The organism is uncultured Aliivibrio sp. (genome assembly GCF_946479765.1).
GTDB lineage: Bacteria > Pseudomonadota > Gammaproteobacteria > Enterobacterales > Vibrionaceae > Aliivibrio.
Genome location: NZ_CAMLHO010000004.1, coordinates 51,312 through 71,723 on the forward strand (window position 1 = coordinate 51,312; position 20,412 = coordinate 71,723).

The following is a 20,412-nucleotide window of genomic DNA, read 5'->3' on the forward strand; positions in this document are numbered from 1 at the left end:
AAAGTTTGATGAGAATGGCAAAACACGGTTAAGATGGCGTGCATTCTAACAGCATTTTTTCCAGTTAGTAAGCTCTTTATCGCCATCAACGGCATCTTTGTGAGGTTTTTTTGTGAGTAAACGACTTTTACGTTCTGGCTTAATCGTCAGTATCATGACTTTAGTGTCTAGAGTACTCGGTTTAGTCCGTGATGTAGTAGTAGCAAATTTAATGGGAGCAGGTGCATCCGCCGATGTTTTCTTCTTCGCGAATAAGATACCTAACTTCCTACGCCGCTTATTTGCCGAGGGGGCTTTTTCACAAGCGTTTGTCCCTGTATTAACTGAATATCACGCCAGTGGCGATGATAATAAAACACGAGAGTTAATAGCAAAAGCCTCAGGAACCCTTGGTGTTCTTGTTACGATTGTTACCTTTTTCGGTATTTTAGGTTCTGGTGTAGTCACTGCGTTGTTTGGGGCTGGTTGGTTTATGGATTGGCTTAATGATGGTCCTAATGCCCCTAAATTTGAATTGGCTAGCTTCTTATTAAAAATTACGTTTCCTTATCTCTGGTTTATTACTTTTGTTGCATTATCTGGTGCTATCTTAAATACACTCGGTAAATTTGCTGTTTCGTCTTTTACCCCTGTCTTTTTAAATGTAGCCATTATTGCTTGTGCTTATTTTATCTCTCCAAATTTAGAACAACCTGAGATAGGTTTGGCAATTGGTGTATTTCTTGGTGGACTCATTCAGTTTCTATTCCAGATCCCCTTTCTTTATAAAGCAAAAATGTTGGTTCGTCCGCAGTGGGGATGGAATGATCCTGGTGTGGTAAAAATTAGAACCTTAATGATCCCTGCATTATTTGGAGTATCAGTCAGTCAAATTAATTTGCTGCTTGATACTTTTATTGCCAGTTTCTTAGCAACAGGCTCTATCAGTTGGCTATATTACTCAGATCGTTTGTTAGAGTTTCCATTAGGTTTATTTGGTATTGCTATCGCAACGGTGATTTTACCAGCGCTTTCGCGTCAACATGTGGGCTCCAAAGGTGCTGGTTTCTCTAATACGATGGATTGGGGCGTAAGAATGGTGATATTACTTGGGATCCCTGCCATGTTAGGTTTAATGGTGTTAGCTAAACCTATGCTAATGGTATTGTTCATGCGTGGTGAGTTTTCACCTAATGATGTACACAATGCCTCGCTATCTTTACTTGCTTATGCATCGGGTTTATTAAGCTTCATGCTAATAAAAGTATTAGCTCCTGGATATTACGCACGACAAGATACTAAAACACCGGTTCGTTACGGTATTATTGCGATGATAACCAATATGTTCTTTAATGCTATCTTTGCTTATTTTTACGGTTATGTTGGATTAGCAATGGCAACGGCGTTATCTGCTTTAGTCAATATGGCACTACTTTACCGTGGCCTTCATTTAGCAAATGTCTATAAACTATCAAAAGAAACCATTGCTTATATTCTAAAGCTAGTATTATCTGGCGGTATCATGGTCAGTGTTTTATTGTGGTTTATGCCAGCGATGAGTGTCTGGCTTGAATGGGATTTATTAAAACGAATGACCATGTTGTTAGGCTTTATTACTTTAGGGGTGGTCAGTTACTTAATCCCCGCTATTATATTGGGATTGCGTCCACGTCACTTACGAGTCGGTGCATAATCTTGTTATTCACTGAGTGAGTGGTTTGGCTAGTAAGATTAGTATATAATTCGTCAGTTTTTTTAATCAAATAACTTGATATTGAGATAATGGAATTAATCCGAGGCATTCATAATATTACGCCAAACCATCATGGTTGCGTAATGACTATTGGTAATTTTGACGGTGTTCATTTAGGACATCAACAAGTATTACAACAGGTTAAGGCTAAAGCTAAGCAATTAGGTTTACCATCTGTAGTAATGACATTTGATCCACAACCAATGGAATTTTTTGCTAAAGAGAAAGCGCCTGCTCGATTAACTCGTTTAAGAGATAAGTTTGTACAACTTAATAAATTAAATATAGAACGTCTGCTTTGTATTAATTTTAATTATAAATTTGCACAGCAAACAGCCGATGAATTTGTTGAACACTTGTTGGTTAAGCTGTTGGGTGTTAAGTTTCTAGTGGTCGGTGATGATTTTTGTTTTGGACAACATCGCCAAGGCAACTTTGAAATGTTACAAAAAGCAGGTGAAAAATACGGCTTTGAAGTAGTTAATACCAAAAGTTTTTGCCTTCAAAAACAGCGAGTCAGTAGCACTGCTATTCGTAACTCACTTGCTGAAGATAGATTAAAAGATGTCGCCACTATGTTAGGGCGTAATTACAGTATTACAGGCCGTGTATCCCATGGCCGAAAGCTGGGGAGAACGATTGGTTTTCCTACAGCTAACATTCCATTGAAGCGTTGTGTTTCTCCTGTGTCTGGCGTTTATGTTGTTCAAGCCAAAGACCGCAGTGGTAAGCAGTTAGGTGGTGTGGCCAATATTGGTCATCGCCCAACGGTAGATGGCGTTCGTCAGCAACTTGAAGTTCACTTCTTTGACTATAAAGGCAATTTATACGGTCAACAATTGGATGTGGAGCTACTTTGTAAGTTGCGTGATGAGCATAAATTTGAGTCATTTGACGCTCTAAAACAACAAATAGAATTAGATTCTCAGGCGGCGCGGGTGTGGCTGTCTGAAAACAAATAACATTTCATTTCGCCCAAGTAACGGAATTAAGAATCGATGAGTGACTATAAAGAAACCTTGAACCTGCCTGAAACAGGATTCCCAATGCGCGGTAATTTGGCTAATCGTGAGCCAGTAATGCTTAAGCATTGGTATGATGAAGATCTTTACGGCGAGATCCGTAAAGCGAAAAAAGGTAAAAAATCGTTTATATTGCATGACGGCCCTCCGTATGCAAATGGTGACATCCATATTGGTCATGCACTGAATAAGATTCTTAAAGACATTATTATTAAGTCAAAAACACTTTCTGGCTTTGATGCACCGTACATTCCAGGTTGGGATTGTCATGGTCTACCAATTGAATTAATGGTAGAGAAGAAAAAAGGTAAGCCAGGTCAAAAAATCTCAGCGGCTGAGTTCCGTGAAGAATGCCGTAAATACGCGGCAGTTCAAGTTGAAGGCCAAAAAGAAAGCTTTAAGCGTTTAGGTATCATGGGCGAGTGGGATAAACCATACCGCACTATGGATTTTGGTACTGAAGCAAATATCATCCGTTCGTTGGGTAAAATTGCTGATCAAGGTCACCTACTTAAAGGGTTTAAACCTGTTCATTGGTGTACAGATTGTGGTTCAGCATTGGCTGAAGCAGAAGTTGAATACCAAGATAAAGTATCTCCATCTATTGATGTGCGTTTTATTGCAGCAGACGAAGCGGCAACATTAGCAAAATTCAGCACGCCTGAAGGTCATCAAGGTGAAGGTGAAGTATCTGTTGTTATCTGGACAACGACACCTTGGACATTACCTGCAAACCGTGCAGTAGCATTACACGCTGATCTTGAATACGTATTAGTTCAAGTTGAAGCACACGGCGAGCAAAAAGCAGAACGTTTAATTCTTGCGTCTGAACTAGCAAAATCGGTGATGGATCGTGCTGGTATCGAGCATTTCCATAATTTAGGTTTTGCAAAAGGTTCAGATCTAGAACTTCTTCAATTTAACCACCCATTCTATGGTTTTACTGTTCCTGCTATTTTAGGTGAACACGTAACGGTTGATTCGGGAACAGGTATCGTTCATACGGCACCTGGCCACGGTCAAGAAGATTTCGTTGTTGGTAAAAAATACGATTTAGAAATCGCAAACCCAGTAGGTTCAAATGGTGTATACCTTCCTGATACTGAATTGTTTGCTGGTCAACACGTATTTAAAGCGAACGATTCGGTTATTGATGTATTAAAAGAGAAAGGTGCATTACTGCATCATCACGCGTTTGAGCACAGCTACCCACATTGCTGGAGACACAAAACGCCGATCATTTTCCGTGCAACACCACAATGGTTCATCTCAATGGATCAAGCGGGTCTTCGTGCTAAAGCATTAGAAGAAGTGAAGAGTGTTGAGTGGATGCCTGAATGGGGCCAAAACCGTATTGAAGGTATGATCGAAGGTCGTCCTGAGTGGTGTATCTCTCGTCAACGTACTTGGGGTGTGCCAATCGCTCTATTCGTTCACAAAGAAACGTCTGAATTGCACCCTGATTCATTAGAGCTAATTGAAAAAGTAGCTAAGCTAGTTGAAGAAAAAGGCATTCAAGCGTGGTGGGATCTTGATATCGCCGAGCTTATGGGTGAAGAAGATGCGACTAGATACGAAAAAGTATTAGATACATTAGACGTATGGTTCGACTCAGGTGTTACTCACTTCTCTGTTGTTGATTCACGTGAAGAGTATGACTTCCCAGAAGAAAAAGAAGAAAGAACACACAGTGCTGACCTTTACTTAGAAGGTTCAGATCAACACCGTGGTTGGTTCCAATCATCATTGATATCTTCTGTTGCAATGAAAGGTAAAGCACCTTACCGACAAGTACTAACTCACGGTTTCGTGGTAGATGGTAATGGTCGTAAGATGTCTAAATCTGTAGGTAATGTTGTTGCACCAAAAGACGTAACTAACAAGCTGGGTGCAGATATTCTTCGCCTGTGGGTTGCTTCTACGGATTACACTAACGAAGTTGCGGTTTCTGATGAAATCCTAAAACGTTCAGCTGATGCATACCGTCGTATTCGTAACACGGCACGTTTCTTCCTAGCTAACTTAAACGGCTTTAATCCAGAAACAGACATCGTTCCTGCTGAAGAAATGGTTGCTCTGGATCGCTGGGCTGTTGGTCGTGCATTTGCTGCACAAGAAGAAATCATCAAGTCTTACGATGAATATAACCTACATGAAGTGACTCAACGTTTAATGCACTTCTGTTCAATTGAAATGGGTTCTTTCTACCTAGACGTAATTAAAGATCGCCAATATACAGCGAAGCAAAGTGGCCACGCTCAACGTAGCTGTCAAACTGCACTTTATTACATTGTAGAAGCATTAGTTCGTTGGATGGCGCCAATCATGTCATTCACTGCCGATGAAATCTGGAATGAAATGCCAGGTGAGCGTGAGAAATTCGTGTTTACTGGTGAGTGGTATGAAGGTCTGTTTGACCTTGCAGAAGATGAAGAACTGAATAACGATTTCTGGACTGAAATTCAGTCAGTTCGTGCGTCAGTAAATAAACTGTTAGAAACCGCTCGTGGTGAGAAGGTTATCGGTGGTTCGCTTCAAGCTGAAGTGACGTTATACGCTGATGATGCACTTGCTGCAAAAATCAATAAACTTGAAGATGAATTACGTTTTGTTCTTCTAACATCAAGCGCAACAGTGAAACCACTAAGCGAAAAATCAGAGTCAGCAAAAGCAACAGAACTTGCTGGTCTATTTGTTGATGTTGCCGCTTCTGAAGCAGCGAAGTGTGAGCGTTGTTGGCACCATGTTGCTGATGTCGGTACTATCGAAGGTCACGAAGAAGTATGTGGTCGTTGTGTATCTAACATTGATGGCGAAGGCGAAGAGCGTAAATTTGCATAATGACTAGCGATAATAAGACATTACCGCTGCTTAAAGAATCAGGACTCCGCTGGCTATGGCTAGCGGGGATCATCTTTATGGCAGACATTAGCATCAAGTTATTTGTGATGAAAGAGATGAGTTATGGTTGGGCAAACCGCATTGAGGTATTGCCATTCTTTAACTTTCTTTATGTTCACAACTATGGTGCTGCATTTAGTTTTTTAAGTGATCAAGCAGGTTGGCAGCGCTGGTTCTTTACCAGTATTGCTATCGCTGTGTGTGGTTTGTTAGGATATTGGATGCGTAAAGCCCCACAAACTGACAAACTAAACAACATGGCTTATGCACTGATCATTGGTGGTGCAATTGGTAATGTGTTTGATCGTATAGTTCATGGATTTGTCGTGGATTATCTTGATTTTTATTGGGGTAATTACCACTGGCCCGCTTTCAATTTGGCGGATGCTGCAATCTGTATTGGTGCGGGACTTATCATCTTAGATGGTTTCCGTACTAATAAAAAAGAACAATAAGCAAAAGAAAGTAAATTAGCGCTGCCCGTGAATTCGAGGTGGCGTTTTTTTTAATTCGATATTTTAAAATTAGTATTATCTAAGGGAAGAAGATGTCTAAAATCGAAAATAACAGTGAAGTAACCTTACATTTCACCATTAAGTTAAAAGATGGTTCGGTTGCTGATAGCACTCATAGTTCGGGTAAAGCAGCAAAATTTACTATGGGTGATGGCAGCCTTAGTGAAAACTTTGAAAAATGTTTATTGGGTTTAGAATCTGAACAATCAAAAAGTATTGAACTGAATGCGGTTGATGCCTTTGGTTTGCCAAACCCTGATAATATTCATCATATGGATCGTAATCGCTTCGTGGGTGATGCTGCAGCTGAAATCGGTACTATCATGGCGTTCAGTGGACCTGATGGTATGGATATCCCTGGTATTATTACCGAGATCGCTGGTGATTCAGTGACGGTTGATTTTAATCACCCATTAGCGGGTCAAGATGTTATCTTTGACGTAGAAATTGTAGCGGTTGGTTAATCCAACAAGACATAGAGATAAAAAATGAAAATAGTATTAGCGAACCCTCGTGGATTTTGTGCCGGTGTTGATCGTGCCATTAGCATTGTTGAACGAGCTCTTGAATTGTATGAAGCGCCTATTTATGTTCGCCATGAAGTGGTACATAACCGTTTTGTTGTTGAGGGTTTAAAGCAGCGCGGTGCTATTTTTGTTGAAGAGCTAAGTGAAGTTCCTGACGATAATATCGTGATATTCTCAGCTCACGGAGTTTCTCAAGCGGTACGTCTAGAGGCAAAAGAACGAGCATTAACGGTATTTGATGCAACTTGCCCATTGGTCACTAAAGTTCATATGGAAGTTGCTCGCGCAAGTAAGAAAAATATCGAAGTGGTATTGATTGGTCATGCGGGCCACCCAGAAGTTGAAGGGACGATGGGGCAATATGCAAGTGAAGCTGGGGGGATGTATTTAGTCGAAACCCCTGAGGATGTTGATAAATTAACGGTTCGTGACTCAAGTAATTTGCATTATGTCAGTCAAACGACCTTATCGGTTGATGAAACCGCAGATGTTATTGATGAATTACGCCGAGTATTCCCTGAGATCCAAGGGCCGCGTAAAGATGATATTTGTTATGCAACGCAAAACCGTCAAGATGCAGTGCGAGATATGGCAAGTCAAGTTGATGTGATGATAGTTGTGGGCTCTAAAAATTCATCTAACTCAAACCGTTTACGTGAATTGTCTGAAAAATTAGGTACAACGAGTTATTTGATTGATTGCCCTGAAGAGCTAAAAGAAGAATGGTTAACCAACCAAGCTAAAGTCGGTGTAACAGCCGGAGCATCGGCCCCAGAAGAATTAGTGAATCAAATAATTGAACAAGTAAAAATCTTTGGTGGTACAACGATTGAAGAGTTAAATGGCCGTGAAGAAAACATGTTCTTTGAAGTACCAAAAGAGCTGCAAATTAAAACGGTGTCTTAAATCTTCGCATAGTCGAACTGGAAAAATTAAGATAGAGTGCAAAGATATGCATTTAAAGGAGTGAGAAATAAGATGGTAAGAGTAGCAATTGCTGGCGCAGCAGGAAGAATGGGCCGTAATTTAATTAAAGCGGTAAATAACTCTCAGTTTGCAGTATTAACAGCAGCGAGTGAACATCCTGAATCAAGCTTAATTGGTGTTGATGTTGGTGAGATTGCTGGTTTAGGTAAGTCGGGTATATTTATTGTTGATGACTTAACTAAAGCCGTTGATGATTTTGATGTCATTATTGATTTTACTCTTCCTATTTCGACGCTTAAAAATGTTGAACTTTGCCAAGAAAATAAAAAAGCGATCGTCATTGGTACTACTGGGTTTAGTGAACCAGGCAAAGAGTTAATCGATCAAGCCGCGAAAGAGATCCCTATCGTGATGGCACCAAATTACAGTGTTGGCGTAAACGTAGTATTTAAATTACTAGAGAAAGCCGCAAAAGTAATGGGTGATTATTGTGATATCGAAATCATAGAAGCACACCATCGTTATAAGGTAGATGCGCCTTCTGGCACTGCTATTGGGATGGGAGAAGCGATTGCGGGTGCAATGGGCAATAAATTAGATGATGTTGCCGTATATGCTCGTGAAGGTATTACCGGTGAAAGAACTAAAGATGAGATTGGATTTTCAACCATTCGTGCTGGTGACATTGTTGGTGAGCATACTGCCATGTTTGCAGATATTGGTGAGCGTGTCGAAATCACCCATAAAGCAACTGATCGCATGACGTTTGCAAATGGAGCTGTGAGGGCCTCTTATTGGTTGCATCAAAAGCCCCCTGGTTTCTATACCATGAATGATGTTTTAGAATTAGATAAGCTTTAATTTTTAATTAAGCCCGAATCATTTATTGGTTCGGGCTTTTTTTTACGATAAGAAAATACGTAATCATGATTTATGCACGTATGGTGAACTGTATTTATAAGGTTAGACATTTTATAGGCTATATTTTCTTATTGTTGATTAGAATTATCATGCTTACTTTTTTGTTGTTTTTAATGCTTATCTATCGATTTATTGTCCAGTCTCTTATTTGTTTGTGTTTGGTTGCTATTTTAACGTTTGCTTTATTTTTGTGAGTAATTTTTTTTGATGAAAAAAGATTGAATATGCAAAAAAGTAGCTCGTGGGTAAATATTAGACATATTGATAGTAATAGTTTGAGTTTTTATTGTAAAAATTGTTTTTTTGGTATGAGTTGTCTAAAAAGGTTATTTTATAATGTATTTTATGTTGACACTTACCCTATAGATCTCTAAAATTTCGCCAATTTGTCAAAATCCGACCTTGAAGTTCGAGTTTTGGGTTTAAAAAAACAACTTTGCATTACCATGCTGTAAAGTTGAATATTTATTATGTTTGGAGGTTGTCTTGAGTAAATCAGCGCTGTTAGTCCTAGAAGATGGGACAGTGTTCCGCGGTCAATCGATTGGAGCAGATGGCTCGGCCATTGGTGAAGTCGTTTTTAATACCTCGATGACGGGGTACCAAGAAATTCTCACTGATCCTTCCTATTCTCAACAAATCGTTACTCTTACTTATCCTCACATTGGCAATACCGGAATCAATTCCGAAGATGAAGAATCTTCTTCCATCCACGCTCAAGGCCTTGTGATTCGCGATCTTCCTCTCTTAGCTTCAAACTTCCGCAGTGAACAAACTCTTTCTGATTATCTTAAATCTCAAAATATCGTCGGCATTGCTGATATCGATACGCGTAAGCTGACTCGAATTTTGCGTGAAAAAGGTGCTCAGAATGGTTGTATCGTTGCTGGGTCTTCTACAAAAGAAAGCGACTTAGATGAAGTATTTGCACTTACTCAAGCAAAAGAGTTCCCCGGTCTTAAGGGAATGGATTTAGCGAAAGAAGTAACCACTTCTGAAGCTTACCAATGGAAGCAAGGTTCTTGGACACTGACTGGCGGTCTGCCAGAAGAAAAAGCGGACAGTGAATTACCATTCCACGTTGTTGCTTACGATTTCGGTGCAAAACGTAATATCCTACGTATGTTAGTAGACCGTGGTTGTCGTCTAACCGTCGTTCCTGCACAAACTTCTGCTGAAGAAGTGTTAGCAATGAATCCAGATGGCATATTCCTATCAAATGGTCCTGGCGACCCTGCACCATGCACTTACGCCATTGAAGCAACAAAAGTGTTTCTAGAAAAAGGGTTACCAATCTTTGGAATCTGTCTAGGCCACCAAATTTTGGCTCTGGCTTCTGGTGCACAAACCGTAAAAATGAAGTTTGGTCATCACGGCGCAAATCACCCGGTTAAAGACTTGGATCGTGATGTGGTTATGATCACTGCACAGAACCACGGTTTTGCGGCGGATGAAGAAACACTACCTGAGAACCTTCGTGCAACACACAAATCATTGTTTGATGGCACGCTGCAAGGTATTCATCGTACAGACAAACCAGCATTCAGCTTTCAAGGTCACCCTGAAGCAAGCCCGGGTCCACATGATGCAGCGCCATTATTTGACCATTTCATTGAATTGATTCAGCAGCATAAAGCTTAACTCGGAGTAGTAATAAAATGCCAAAACGTACTGACATTAAAAGCGTTCTAATTCTAGGTGCAGGCCCAATCGTAATCGGCCAAGCATGTGAATTTGACTACTCTGGTGCACAAGCGTGTAAAGCACTTCGTGAAGAAGGCTACCGCGTTATTCTTGTGAATTCTAATCCAGCAACAATCATGACTGACCCAGACATGGCTGATGCAACCTACATTGAACCTATCCATTGGGAAGTGGTTCGTAACATCATCGAAAAAGAACGTCCAGATGCGGTACTGCCGACAATGGGTGGCCAAACGGCATTGAACTGTGCGCTTGAACTAGAAAAACACGGTGTTCTAGCTGAGTTCGGTGTTGAGATGATTGGTGCAACGGCGGATGCGATTGATAAAGCAGAAGACCGTTCACGTTTTGATAAAGCAATGAAGTCAATTGGCCTTGAATGTCCAAATGCTGATACCGCAAAAACAATGGAAGAAGCTTATAAAGTTTTAGAAATGGTGGGTTTCCCTTGTATCATTCGTCCATCATTTACGATGGGTGGTACGGGTGGTGGTATCGCGTATAACAAAGAAGAATTTGAAGAAATTTGTCGCGGTGGTTTGGATCTTTCTCCAACCAACGAGCTTTTAATCGATGAATCATTGATCGGTTGGAAAGAGTACGAGATGGAAGTGGTTCGTGATAAAAACGACAACTGCATTATCGTATGTACGATTGAAAACTTTGATGCAATGGGCATTCACACTGGTGATTCAATCACGGTAGCTCCTGCTCAAACGTTAACGGATAAAGAATACCAACTAATGCGTAACGCTTCTCTAGCAGTATTGCGTGAGATTGGTGTTGAAACGGGCGGTTCAAACGTACAGTTTGGTATCAACCCGAAAGACGGCCGTATGGTTGTTATCGAAATGAACCCTCGAGTATCACGTTCATCAGCTCTAGCGTCTAAAGCAACTGGTTTCCCTATTGCAAAAATCGCCGCAAAATTAGCGATTGGCTATACGCTTGATGAGTTAATGAATGACATCACTGGTGGTGCAACGCCAGCATCATTTGAACCAACAATCGATTATGTTGTCACTAAGATCCCTCGTTTTAACTTCGAAAAATTCGCAGGGGCTAACGATCGTCTAACAACACAGATGAAATCAGTTGGTGAAGTGATGGCTATCGGCCGTAACCAACAAGAATCACTACAGAAAGCGCTTCGTGGCTTAGAAGTCGGTGCTGACGGTTTTGATGAAATGGTTGATCTTGATGCGCCTGACGCATTAACAAAGATCCGTCATGAATTAAAAGACGCAGGTGCTGAGCGTATCTGGTATATCGCTGATGCATTCCGTGCTGGCATGTCTGTTGATGGTGTATTTAACCTAACGAATGTTGACCGTTGGTTCTTAGTTCAAATCGAAGATTTAGTTAAGATGGAAGCAGAAGTTAAAGCGGGCGGTTTCGCTAGCTTAACTGCGGATAGCCTTCGTCAATTAAAACGTAAAGGCTTTGCTGATGCTCGTCTATCTAAGTTATTAGGTGTTGCTGAAAGTGAAATCCGTCGTCTTCGTGACCAGCATGATATTCATCCTGTCTACAAGCGTGTAGATACGTGTGCGGCTGAATTTTCTTCGGATACTGCTTACATGTATTCAACGTATGATGAAGAATGTGAATCGAATCCAACCGACAATGATAAGATCATGATCTTAGGTGGCGGTCCAAACCGTATCGGCCAAGGTATTGAATTTGATTATTGTTGTGTACACGCATCATTAGCACTTCGTGAAGATGGCTACGAAACTATCATGGTTAACTGTAACCCTGAGACCGTTTCTACTGATTACGATACGTCTGACCGCTTGTACTTTGAACCAGTAACACTGGAAGATGTATTAGCCATCGTTCGTATTGAAAAACCAAAAGGCGTTATCGTTCAGTACGGTGGTCAAACACCACTTAAACTGGCTCGTGCTCTTGAAGCTGCCGGTGTTCCGATTATCGGTACAAGCCCTGATGCTATCGACCGTGCAGAAGACCGTGAGCGCTTCCAAGTTGCAGTAGACCGTCTAGGCCTTCTACAGCCAGAAAATGCAACGGTAACGGCAATGGAACAAGCGATTGAGAAATCAAGAGAAATAGGTTTCCCATTAGTTGTTCGTCCTTCTTATGTTCTTGGTGGTCGTGCGATGGAAATCGTATACGATGAGCAAGACTTGCGTCGCTACTTTAACGAAGCAGTAAGCGTTTCAAATGAATCACCAGTTCTACTTGATAGCTTCCTAGATGATGCCATCGAAGTCGATGTAGATGCTATCTGCGACGGTGAGCAAGTGGTTATCGCTGGTATTATGGAGCACATCGAACAAGCAGGTGTTCACTCTGGTGACTCAGCATGTTCTCTTCCTGCTTATACATTAAGTGAAGAAATCCAAGACGTAATGCGTGATCAAGTACGTAAGCTAGCATTTGAGCTAGGTGTACGTGGCTTAATGAACACACAATTTGCTGTTAAAGATAACAAAGTATATCTAATTGAAGTGAACCCACGTGCCGCACGTACGATCCCGTTCGTATCTAAAGCGACAGGTGCTCCAATTGCTAAAATTGCAGCGCGTGTAATGGCGGGTCAATCTCTAGAGTCTCAAGGTTTTACCAAAGAGATTATCCCACCATACTACTCAGTAAAAGAAGTGGTATTACCGTTCAACAAATTCCCAGGTGTTGACCCACTGTTAGGTCCTGAAATGCGCTCAACAGGTGAAGTGATGGGTGTTGGTAATACGTTTGCAGAAGCCTTTGCTAAAGCTGAATTAGGATGCAGTAAAGAGTATCCAGAAGGCGGTCGTGCATTACTTTCTGTTCGTGATGGTGATAAGAAGCGTGTTGTTGATTTAGCGAAGCACCTTGTTAAGATTGGTTACCAACTCGATGCAACTCACGGTACAGCTGTGATTCTTGGTGAAGCAGGTATCAACCCTCGCCTAGTAAACAAGGTACACGAAGGTCGTCCTCACATTCTTGACCGTATTAAGAATGGCGAATACACCTACATTGTAAATACGGCCTCTGGTCGTCAAGCGATTGAAGACTCTAAACTTCTTCGTCGCGGTGCGCTTGCTGGTAAGGTTAACTACACAACAACATTAAATGCTGCATTTGCAAGTTGTCTAGCTCATGAAGCGGATGATCGTAATACGATTAACTCTCTACAAGAACTGCACGCAAGAGTAGCGGCTAAATACGCTTAATAGCAATGTTAGCTAAGTAACAGTAAAAATCCCGAAGAATGAGAGTTCTTCGGGATTTTTTCATTTATTTTTTCTAGTTAATCTAATGAAATCAATTAGAAAAAGAGATCCTAATCTTTGGAGAGTTTAATTAATTCTTGGTAAAAGCTTTTCTCAAAGGTATCAATAGGGCGTTCAACAGGAGCCGTTCCCTCTTTTGCTGCAACTGGGTGATAATCAGCAACAAACTGAACAAATAATTGAGGATCTTTATTTTCTAAACCGACAAAGCCCGCCATATTATAACTGCCAAACAGTGAACCGCTTTTTGATTTCATACTGCCTTTAATTGGCTCTTTTCTCATACTGTTACGATACTTCAGTGTGCCATCAACACCTGATGTCGGCAATAAAGCGATCAATCCCAACTCATGATCGTATTTATAGATAAATTGTAGAATGGCTTTCATTTGATTCACGGTCATACGGTTATTGCGAGAAAGCCCTGACCCATCAACTAATACAGCATTACTCAAATCAATGTCTGCTTGTTTTAATAGAATATCTTTAATAGCAGCGGTGCCATTAGTAAAGCTACCTGCTTGCTGATAATTCATATGGCCTAACATCTTCGTTAAGTTATCGGCGTAATGGTTGTCCGATTTTTTAAGCATATGATCCAATAATTCCATTAATGGTTTGGATTTATGCTGAGCTAATTGATTAGATAATTTTAGTGCTTCTTCTGGCTTACCAAAGCGAACCTTACCTTTTAGGTTGATATTATTTTCGCTTAAAATCTTACTGATGGTTTGTTGAGTAAAATCTTGAGTGTCTTGTACTGCAAATTTGAGTGGTAATGGTTTATTGCGATTAACCAAACAGCCATTAAGCTGATAATGATTGCCTTGAGTTGTTAATTCTAAATCACAAAATGAGGCTTGTTGTTCTTCACGAGTCACACTCCTAGCATTACTTGAAAAGGAAATAGGCTGATGAATAGGAACAAAAACTCGTGTTGTACCATCATCATGGGTTGTGATAGACGCTTGTACGCAGTTTTCATCAATACTTAATGCACTTGATGGCGCACTATAGCAAACGCCCAGAATATCCCATGGCCAACCGACAGCGCGCTCATAACCAGTAAATATACTTCCATCGATCCACAGATCACCTTGAATTGTCTTTAAGTCACTGTCATCAAAAAGAGAAGATAGCTGCTTTCTTGAAAGAGAAGGATCACCAGTGAAAGTAAGAACGATATCGTTACTTTGTTCGTAAAGAGTTGTTGAGAAGGTGAAGTCTTTGCCAAGGGCTAATCTTGCTGCTAGTGCGGTCGCCAGTTTTAAGGTACTTGCGGGTGGCAGTAGTTCGTCTTGTTTTTGTTGGTATTCAATATCGTGTGATGATATTGATTCGACAGTAATGGCTGCTCGGCTTCCTGAAGGAAGGTTGTTAAGTGTATTTTGGATAGTTGCAAAGCTAGCATTTGAAAATAAAACGAGACTTAAAAGGGTAAAACGAGAAAAAGACATAACGAACTCAATATAAAGATAACTGAGGCGTATCTTATCGTTTGCAGCCTGTGATGTGTAATGAATAGGAAAAAATTAATGGAATGTCACAAATAAAAAACGCCCACCGAGGTGAGCGCTTTATTTAAGTAGAGTTAAGACTGATTAGAAGTCGTAACGTAGACCTAAATCTAGAGTATCTTCAGCTTGTGCACTTGATGCAGTACCGTTAATACCGCCAGCCGTTGAACCAAACTTGTCGCCTTCACTGATTAAGTTGAAGTTGTAAGAGATATACGTACGGAAATTAGAGTTGAAGAAGTATGTAGCATCTACCGCAAAGTTATCAGCTGAAGTATCGCTGTTTGTTTCTGCATTGTTGTATGTAGACGTGAATACAGTTTTACCCATAGTATAAGCTACAGCTGCTTCATAACCTGTGTAGTCTACAGAGTTTTTAGTCGTACCTACTTGTTTTTCACCGTCAGTAAATGTACCAGCAAAGTATAGGTCGCCCATAGTGTAAGAACCAGCAAACATCATTTCATTTGATGCTCCTTGATCTGCGTAACCACCACCAAGTTTAAAGCCAGAATCACCAAATGCATAGATACCAGATAGTGCGTAGCCATCATTAGAGTTTTCGCCAGGTTGCGCATCATCAAAGCGGTAGTTTACTTTAGCTGAGAAATCACCAAATGTGCCTTTGTAACCAAGCATATTATCTGTACGGTCTGCAACAGCAATTTTGTCTGCTGCTGAGTTACCACGGTATGCCATGATATCGGTAAAGTCAGTGATAACACCTAACGCGCCGTCGTTTTTACCGTAAGTTACTTCACCGAAGTTACCACCGATACCAGCGTATGTGTAACGGTTGTCAAGAGTTGAACCGTTATCAGCAGCTGTAGCTGTAGCATCTGCCGTTTTAAATTCACCTTCGTAGAAACCAACACCGTATAAACCGTCAGTAATTTGAGTTGTGCCTTTAAAGTTTAAACGCACACGAGTGTTATCTGTTACATCACCATCTTTAGCTGTCATTGTTGCTTCTGCGCGGCCACCCATTTCTAGAGTTTGGTCTGCGCCTTTGTAGATTTCTGCTGCATTTACTGCGCCAGCTGAAGTAATTGCTGCTACTGCTAGAGCCAATAATTTTTTATTCATCATTATTCTAATTCCTATAAGGGTGGAGGAGATTACGTCCATTTTAAATGAAGTACATAATGAATAACTTCTTATGTTTAAGAGTAGTTATCACTTGGCTTCACTGTTTTGATAGCTATATTTTCAGGGGTATTGCGGATAAAAGGTTAGTAAAACAATCTAAAAACTGCAATTGAACGCTGTTTTTAATTATTTTTTTGTGAACCTTGTCATTAATAATCAGATGTTTATGTTTTTTGGCTAAAGTTTGCTTACATTTTGCATTAGAGGGAATTTTATGTTTTTTTTAGCTTTAACTATAAAAGTAATGTGATGAAACTCGCACTTTGCATTTATTTATAGTGTATTTTCTGGGCTTATTTGATTTTTGAGATGAACTTCTTATTTGTGTTATTGCCATTACAAAAAACAAATGGCAAAAACTCACAATAGAATAGGTGATAAAAAACATTTCTTTGTTTACACTAGGGGAAATTAAATTTATACAGAAACACTTAGGATAAAGAACTTATGAGTGAATACTCACTATAAGTCCTCCTTGGTGGGTTTTTTATTTGCTGAATTTGTAATTTCAGCTTTAGAGGTAGAAAATATGAATAAGGTACCAATGACGGTACGTGGTGAAAAGTTACTGCGTGATGAGCTAGAAGTGTTATTAAAGCGTCGTCCTTTGATTTCAAAAGCGATTGGCGAGGCTCGTGAGTTGGGTGACTTGAAGGAAAATGCTGAATATCATGCAGCACGTGAAGACCAAGGCATTTGTGAAGCGCAGATACGTGATATTGAATATAAGTTGTCTGTAGCTCACGTAATTGACGTAACTAAAATGGTAAACACTGGCAAGATTATTTTTGGTTCGACGGTAACTTTGATTGACATAAATACTGACGATGAAGTGAAATATCAAATCGTTGCAGATGATGAAGCAAACATCAAAGAAGGTCGTATCTCAGTAAATTCACCGATTGCTCGTGGTCTTATTGGTAAGATAGCTGGTGATGAAGTGAACATTCAAACGCCCGGCGGAACCAAAGAATTTGAAATTGAAGAAGTAGAGTACGTTTAATTGTAACTATTGATATAAAATATAAAGGCCGCGTAGTTATCTTTTAAAAAGAGAACTAAGACGGCCTTTTTAATTTCTTACAAAATGTATGCAGAAATTACTTTCTAGGGATCTCAATTTTACGAGCTTCGCTAGCACGGTATAGAACAAGAGTCTTACCGATAACTTGTACTTTTTCTGCGTTTGTTTCGCGGATGATTGCATCAACAATCAATAGCTTAGTGTCACGGTCTTCAGACGCAATCTTAACTTTGATAAGTTCGTGGTGACTAAGAGACATCTCAATTTCAGCGACTACAGCTTCAGTTAGACCATTTGAGCCCATCATTACAACGGGTTTTAAATTGTGAGCAAGACCTTTAAGGTGTTGCTTCTGTTTTGTGCTTAGGTTCATATATACCCGATTTTTTCTATATTAAGGGTTGAAAACAGCCTATTCTAACGCCATCTATCCCTGAAGACTATTTTTGTTTTCAGTCTTCTAATTTAAATTAAGTATTTTTAGGTAATGCATGAGTAAGAATAAACTTTCAGCAAGCTCTGGCCGCTGGTTAAAAGAACACTTTGATGATAAATACGTTCTTGAAGCGCAAAAAAGAGGTTATCGTTCTCGTGCTATTTTTAAGATTGAAGAAATTCAAAATAAAGATAAGTTATTAAGACCAGGAATGACGGTTGTTGACCTTGGTGCAGCTCCTGGTGGGTGGTCACAATACGCGGTTGAACAAGTGGGTGATTCTGGTCAAGTAATTGCTTGTGATATTTTGGCGATGGACTCAATTGCAGGTGTTAGTTTTTTGCAGGGGGACTTTAGGGAAGAAGCGGTACTAGACGCATTGCTTGAACGCATACAACCAGATATGGTAGATGTAGTAATGTCGGATATGGCACCAAACATGAGTGGTAACCCAGCGGTTGATCAACCAAGGTCAATGTATCTTGTTGAACTAGCGTTAGATATGTGCCGTCAAGTATTGGCTCCAAATGGTAGTTTTACAGTGAAAGTGTTCCAAGGAGAAAGCTTTGATGCTTATTTACAAGAAGTACGTAAATTATTCAAAGTCGTTAAGATCCGTAAACCAGATTCATCACGTGCACGTTCTCGTGAAGTGTATATTGTAGCCACTGGTTACAAAGGTTAAGTCGTACGTAGTAGCTACAGCTTATAAACTGTAGTACTCTATCTTTCATCTATTTAGTTAACGCGGGGTTAACACCTTGAGTGACATGGCAAAAAATCTAATATTATGGCTGGTTATCGCGGTTGTTTTAATGTCGGTATTCCAAAGCTTTGGTCCGAGTGATAGCTCAGGCCGTTCGATTGACTACACCACTTTTGTTAAAGAAGTTGGTAATAGTCAAGTTCAAGAAGCAACGTTTAATAATCGTGAAATAAAGGTAACGAAGCGTGACGGTAGCCGTTATGTGACGTATATGCCTGTATTCCAGGATCCTAAATTGCTTGATGATCTTATTAACCAAAACGTAATCGTTAAAGGTACTCCACCTGAAGAGCAGAGTTTACTTGAGTCTATCTTCATTTCGTGGTTCCCAATGATTCTTCTTATTGGTGTTTGGATCTTCTTCATGCGTCAGATGCAAGGCGGCGGCGGCAAAGGGGCAATGTCCTTTGGCAAAAGCAAAGCTAAGATGATGACCGAAGAGCAGATCAACACAACATTCGATGATGTTGCTGGTTGTGATGAAGCAAAAGAAGACGTTAAGGAATTGGTTGATTACTTACGTGAACCAAGTCGCTTCCAGAAATTGGGTGGTAAAATTCCAACAGGTGTTCTATTGGTTGGTCCTCCTGGTACTGGTAAGACATTGATTGCAAAAGCAATCGCTGGTGAAGCGAAAGTACCTTTCTTCTCAATTTCAGGTTCTGATTTCGTTGAAATGTTTGTTGGTGTTGGTGCATCTCGTGTGCGTGACATGTTTGAGCAAGCGAAAAAATCATCACCTTGTATCATCTTTATCGATGAAATTGATGCTGTAGGTCGCCAACGTGGCGCGGGTGTTGGTGGCGGTAATGACGAACGTGAACAAACATTGAACCAAATGCTAGTTGAAATGGATGGTTTTGAAGGTAACGAAGGCGTCATCGTTGTTGCTGCGACGAACCGTCCTGATGTTCTGGATGCTGCGTTATTACGTCCAGGCCGTTTTGACCGCCAAGTTGTTGTAGGTTTACCTGACATCCGTGGTCGTGAGCAAATTCTTCAAGTACACATGCGTAAAGTGCCATTATCTGGTGGTGTTGAACCATCATTAATTGCACGTGGTACTCCAGGTTTCTCTGGTGCTGACTTAGCTAACTTAGTTAACGAAGCAGCATTGTTTGCCGCTCGTACTAATAAACGTGTCGTTTCAATGGTTGAGTTTGAACTTGCTAAAGATAAAATCATGATGGGTGCTGAGCGCAAATCAATGGTAATGACAGAAGAAACGAAAACGTCTACTGCTTACCATGAAGCTGGTCACGCCATTGTTGGACGTTTAGTTCCTGAGCATGATCCTGTTTATAAAGTATCTATTATTCCACGTGGCCGTGCGCTAGGTGTAACAATGTACTTACCAGAGCAAGATCGTGTCAGCATGAATCGTCAGCATTTAGAATCTATGATTTCAAGCTTGTACGGCGGTCGATTGGCTGAAGAGCTAATCTACGGTGTAGATAAAGTATCAACAGGCGCATCAAACGACATCGAAAGAGCCACTGATATTGCTCGTAAAATGGTAACTCAATGGGGCTTTTCTGAAGCTTTGGGTCCACTATTATACGCAGAAGATCAAGGTGACCCGTTCTCAGGTCATGGCGGCTCAAATCAATCTAAGCATGTTTCTCCTGAAACGTTGAGACTGATTGATGCTGAAATCCGTACTATCATTGATCGCAACTATGCTCGCGCTAGACAGATCCTTGAAGACAATATGGATGTACTGCATTCAATGAAAGATGCCTTAATGACATTTGAAACCATTGATGCGGGTCAAATTGATGATCTAATGGAACGTAAAGCTGAAATTCGTGAACCTCAAGGGTGGGGCGATGATAATCAAGCCAAACCTGAAGAGGAAAGCGAAAAACCAGCAGCGGAAGAAGAATCAAAAGTTGAAGAGAAGCCTGAGGAAGAAAAACCTCAAGCAACTGAAGAGACTAAACCGGATTCAGATTCATCAGAAAAATAAGATGAATTAAGTAAAAAATAAACCCCGAGTTATGCTCGGGGTTTTTGTATTTAAAAA

15 protein-coding genes are annotated in these 20,412 nt (G+C 40.4%); 12 read left to right on the top strand and 3 right to left on the bottom strand.

Annotation, left to right across the window (positions count from 1 at the left end; all coding sequences use genetic code 11):
* Window positions 1–112: 112 nt before the first annotated feature.
* The 9 genes from murJ to carB all read left to right on the top strand — a co-directional run bounded on the left by murJ (window position 113) and on the right by carB (window position 13,434).
* Window positions 113–1,672 carry a murein biosynthesis integral membrane protein MurJ gene (gene murJ / locus Q1K78_RS03450; protein WP_300174478.1) on the top strand — a complete coding sequence of 520 codons (1,560 nt, stop codon included), beginning with the start codon at window positions 113–115 and terminating at the stop codon, window positions 1,670–1,672.
* An 89-nt stretch (window positions 1,673–1,761) separates the two neighbouring features.
* Entirely contained in the window at window positions 1,762–2,694 is a 933-nt protein-coding gene (gene ribF, locus Q1K78_RS03455) for a bifunctional riboflavin kinase/FAD synthetase (RefSeq protein ID WP_300174480.1), read from the top strand.
* Window positions 2,695–2,730: 36 nt separating this feature from the next.
* Entirely contained in the window at window positions 2,731–5,595 is a 2,865-nt protein-coding gene (gene ileS / locus Q1K78_RS03460) for an isoleucine--tRNA ligase (protein WP_300174482.1), read from the top strand.
* Window positions 5,595–6,110, top strand: a complete 516-nt coding sequence (lspA, locus tag Q1K78_RS03465) for a signal peptidase II (RefSeq protein ID WP_300174484.1) — start codon at window positions 5,595–5,597, stop codon at window positions 6,108–6,110. The genes ileS and lspA overlap by 1 nt, the downstream gene beginning before the upstream one ends.
* 92 nt (window positions 6,111–6,202) lie before the next feature.
* Window positions 6,203–6,634 carry an FKBP-type peptidyl-prolyl cis-trans isomerase gene (gene fkpB / locus Q1K78_RS03470; RefSeq protein WP_300174486.1) on the top strand — a complete coding sequence of 144 codons (432 nt, stop codon included), beginning with the start codon at window positions 6,203–6,205 and terminating at the stop codon, window positions 6,632–6,634.
* Window positions 6,635–6,658: 24 nt separating this feature from the next.
* Window positions 6,659–7,603, top strand: coding sequence for a 4-hydroxy-3-methylbut-2-enyl diphosphate reductase (ispH, locus tag Q1K78_RS03475; protein WP_300174488.1), 945 nt, complete (start codon window positions 6,659–6,661; stop codon window positions 7,601–7,603).
* 72 nt (window positions 7,604–7,675) lie between these two features.
* Entirely contained in the window at window positions 7,676–8,485 is an 810-nt protein-coding gene (gene dapB / locus Q1K78_RS03480) for a 4-hydroxy-tetrahydrodipicolinate reductase (protein ID WP_300174490.1), read from the top strand.
* Window positions 8,486–9,031: 546 nt separating this feature from the next.
* Window positions 9,032–10,186, top strand: coding sequence for a glutamine-hydrolyzing carbamoyl-phosphate synthase small subunit (carA, locus tag Q1K78_RS03485; protein WP_300174492.1), 1,155 nt, complete (start codon window positions 9,032–9,034; stop codon window positions 10,184–10,186).
* Window positions 10,187–10,203: 17 nt separating this feature from the next.
* Complete coding sequence (gene carB, locus Q1K78_RS03490; protein ID WP_300174494.1) at window positions 10,204–13,434, top strand: carbamoyl-phosphate synthase large subunit; 3,231 nt, start codon at window positions 10,204–10,206, stop codon at window positions 13,432–13,434.
* 110 nt (window positions 13,435–13,544) lie between these two features.
* Here carB and dacB read toward each other — a convergent pair whose 3' ends face one another.
* Window positions 13,545–14,951, bottom strand: a complete 1,407-nt coding sequence (dacB, locus tag Q1K78_RS03495; protein WP_300174497.1) for a serine-type D-Ala-D-Ala carboxypeptidase — start codon at window positions 14,949–14,951, stop codon at window positions 13,545–13,547.
* A gap of 144 nt (window positions 14,952–15,095) precedes the next feature.
* The gene (locus tag Q1K78_RS03500) at window positions 15,096–16,097 is read right to left on the bottom strand and encodes a porin (RefSeq protein ID WP_300174561.1); all 1,002 of its coding nucleotides are present in this window, start codon (window positions 16,095–16,097) and stop codon (window positions 15,096–15,098) included.
* Window positions 16,098–16,689: 592 nt separating this feature from the next.
* Between Q1K78_RS03500 and greA the strand changes: the two genes are divergently transcribed.
* Window positions 16,690–17,163, top strand: a complete 474-nt coding sequence (gene greA / locus Q1K78_RS03505) for a transcription elongation factor GreA (RefSeq protein ID WP_300174499.1) — start codon at window positions 16,690–16,692, stop codon at window positions 17,161–17,163.
* A gap of 97 nt (window positions 17,164–17,260) precedes the next feature.
* On the opposite strand, the gene yhbY is transcribed toward greA, so the two are convergent.
* The gene (yhbY, locus tag Q1K78_RS03510; RefSeq protein ID WP_300174501.1) at window positions 17,261–17,557 is read right to left on the bottom strand and encodes a ribosome assembly RNA-binding protein YhbY; all 297 of its coding nucleotides are present in this window, start codon (window positions 17,555–17,557) and stop codon (window positions 17,261–17,263) included.
* Window positions 17,558–17,675: 118 nt separating this feature from the next.
* On the opposite strand from yhbY, the gene rlmE reads away from it, so the two are divergent.
* Together rlmE and ftsH are read left to right on the top strand one after the other, a co-directional pair.
* A complete protein-coding gene (gene rlmE, locus Q1K78_RS03515) occupies window positions 17,676–18,305 on the top strand; it encodes a 23S rRNA (uridine(2552)-2'-O)-methyltransferase RlmE (RefSeq protein WP_300174503.1) in 630 nt (209 codons plus the stop codon).
* A gap of 85 nt (window positions 18,306–18,390) precedes the next feature.
* Window positions 18,391–20,355, top strand: a complete 1,965-nt coding sequence (gene ftsH, locus Q1K78_RS03520) for an ATP-dependent zinc metalloprotease FtsH (RefSeq protein ID WP_300174505.1) — start codon at window positions 18,391–18,393, stop codon at window positions 20,353–20,355.
* Window positions 20,356–20,412: the final 57 nt, after the last annotated feature.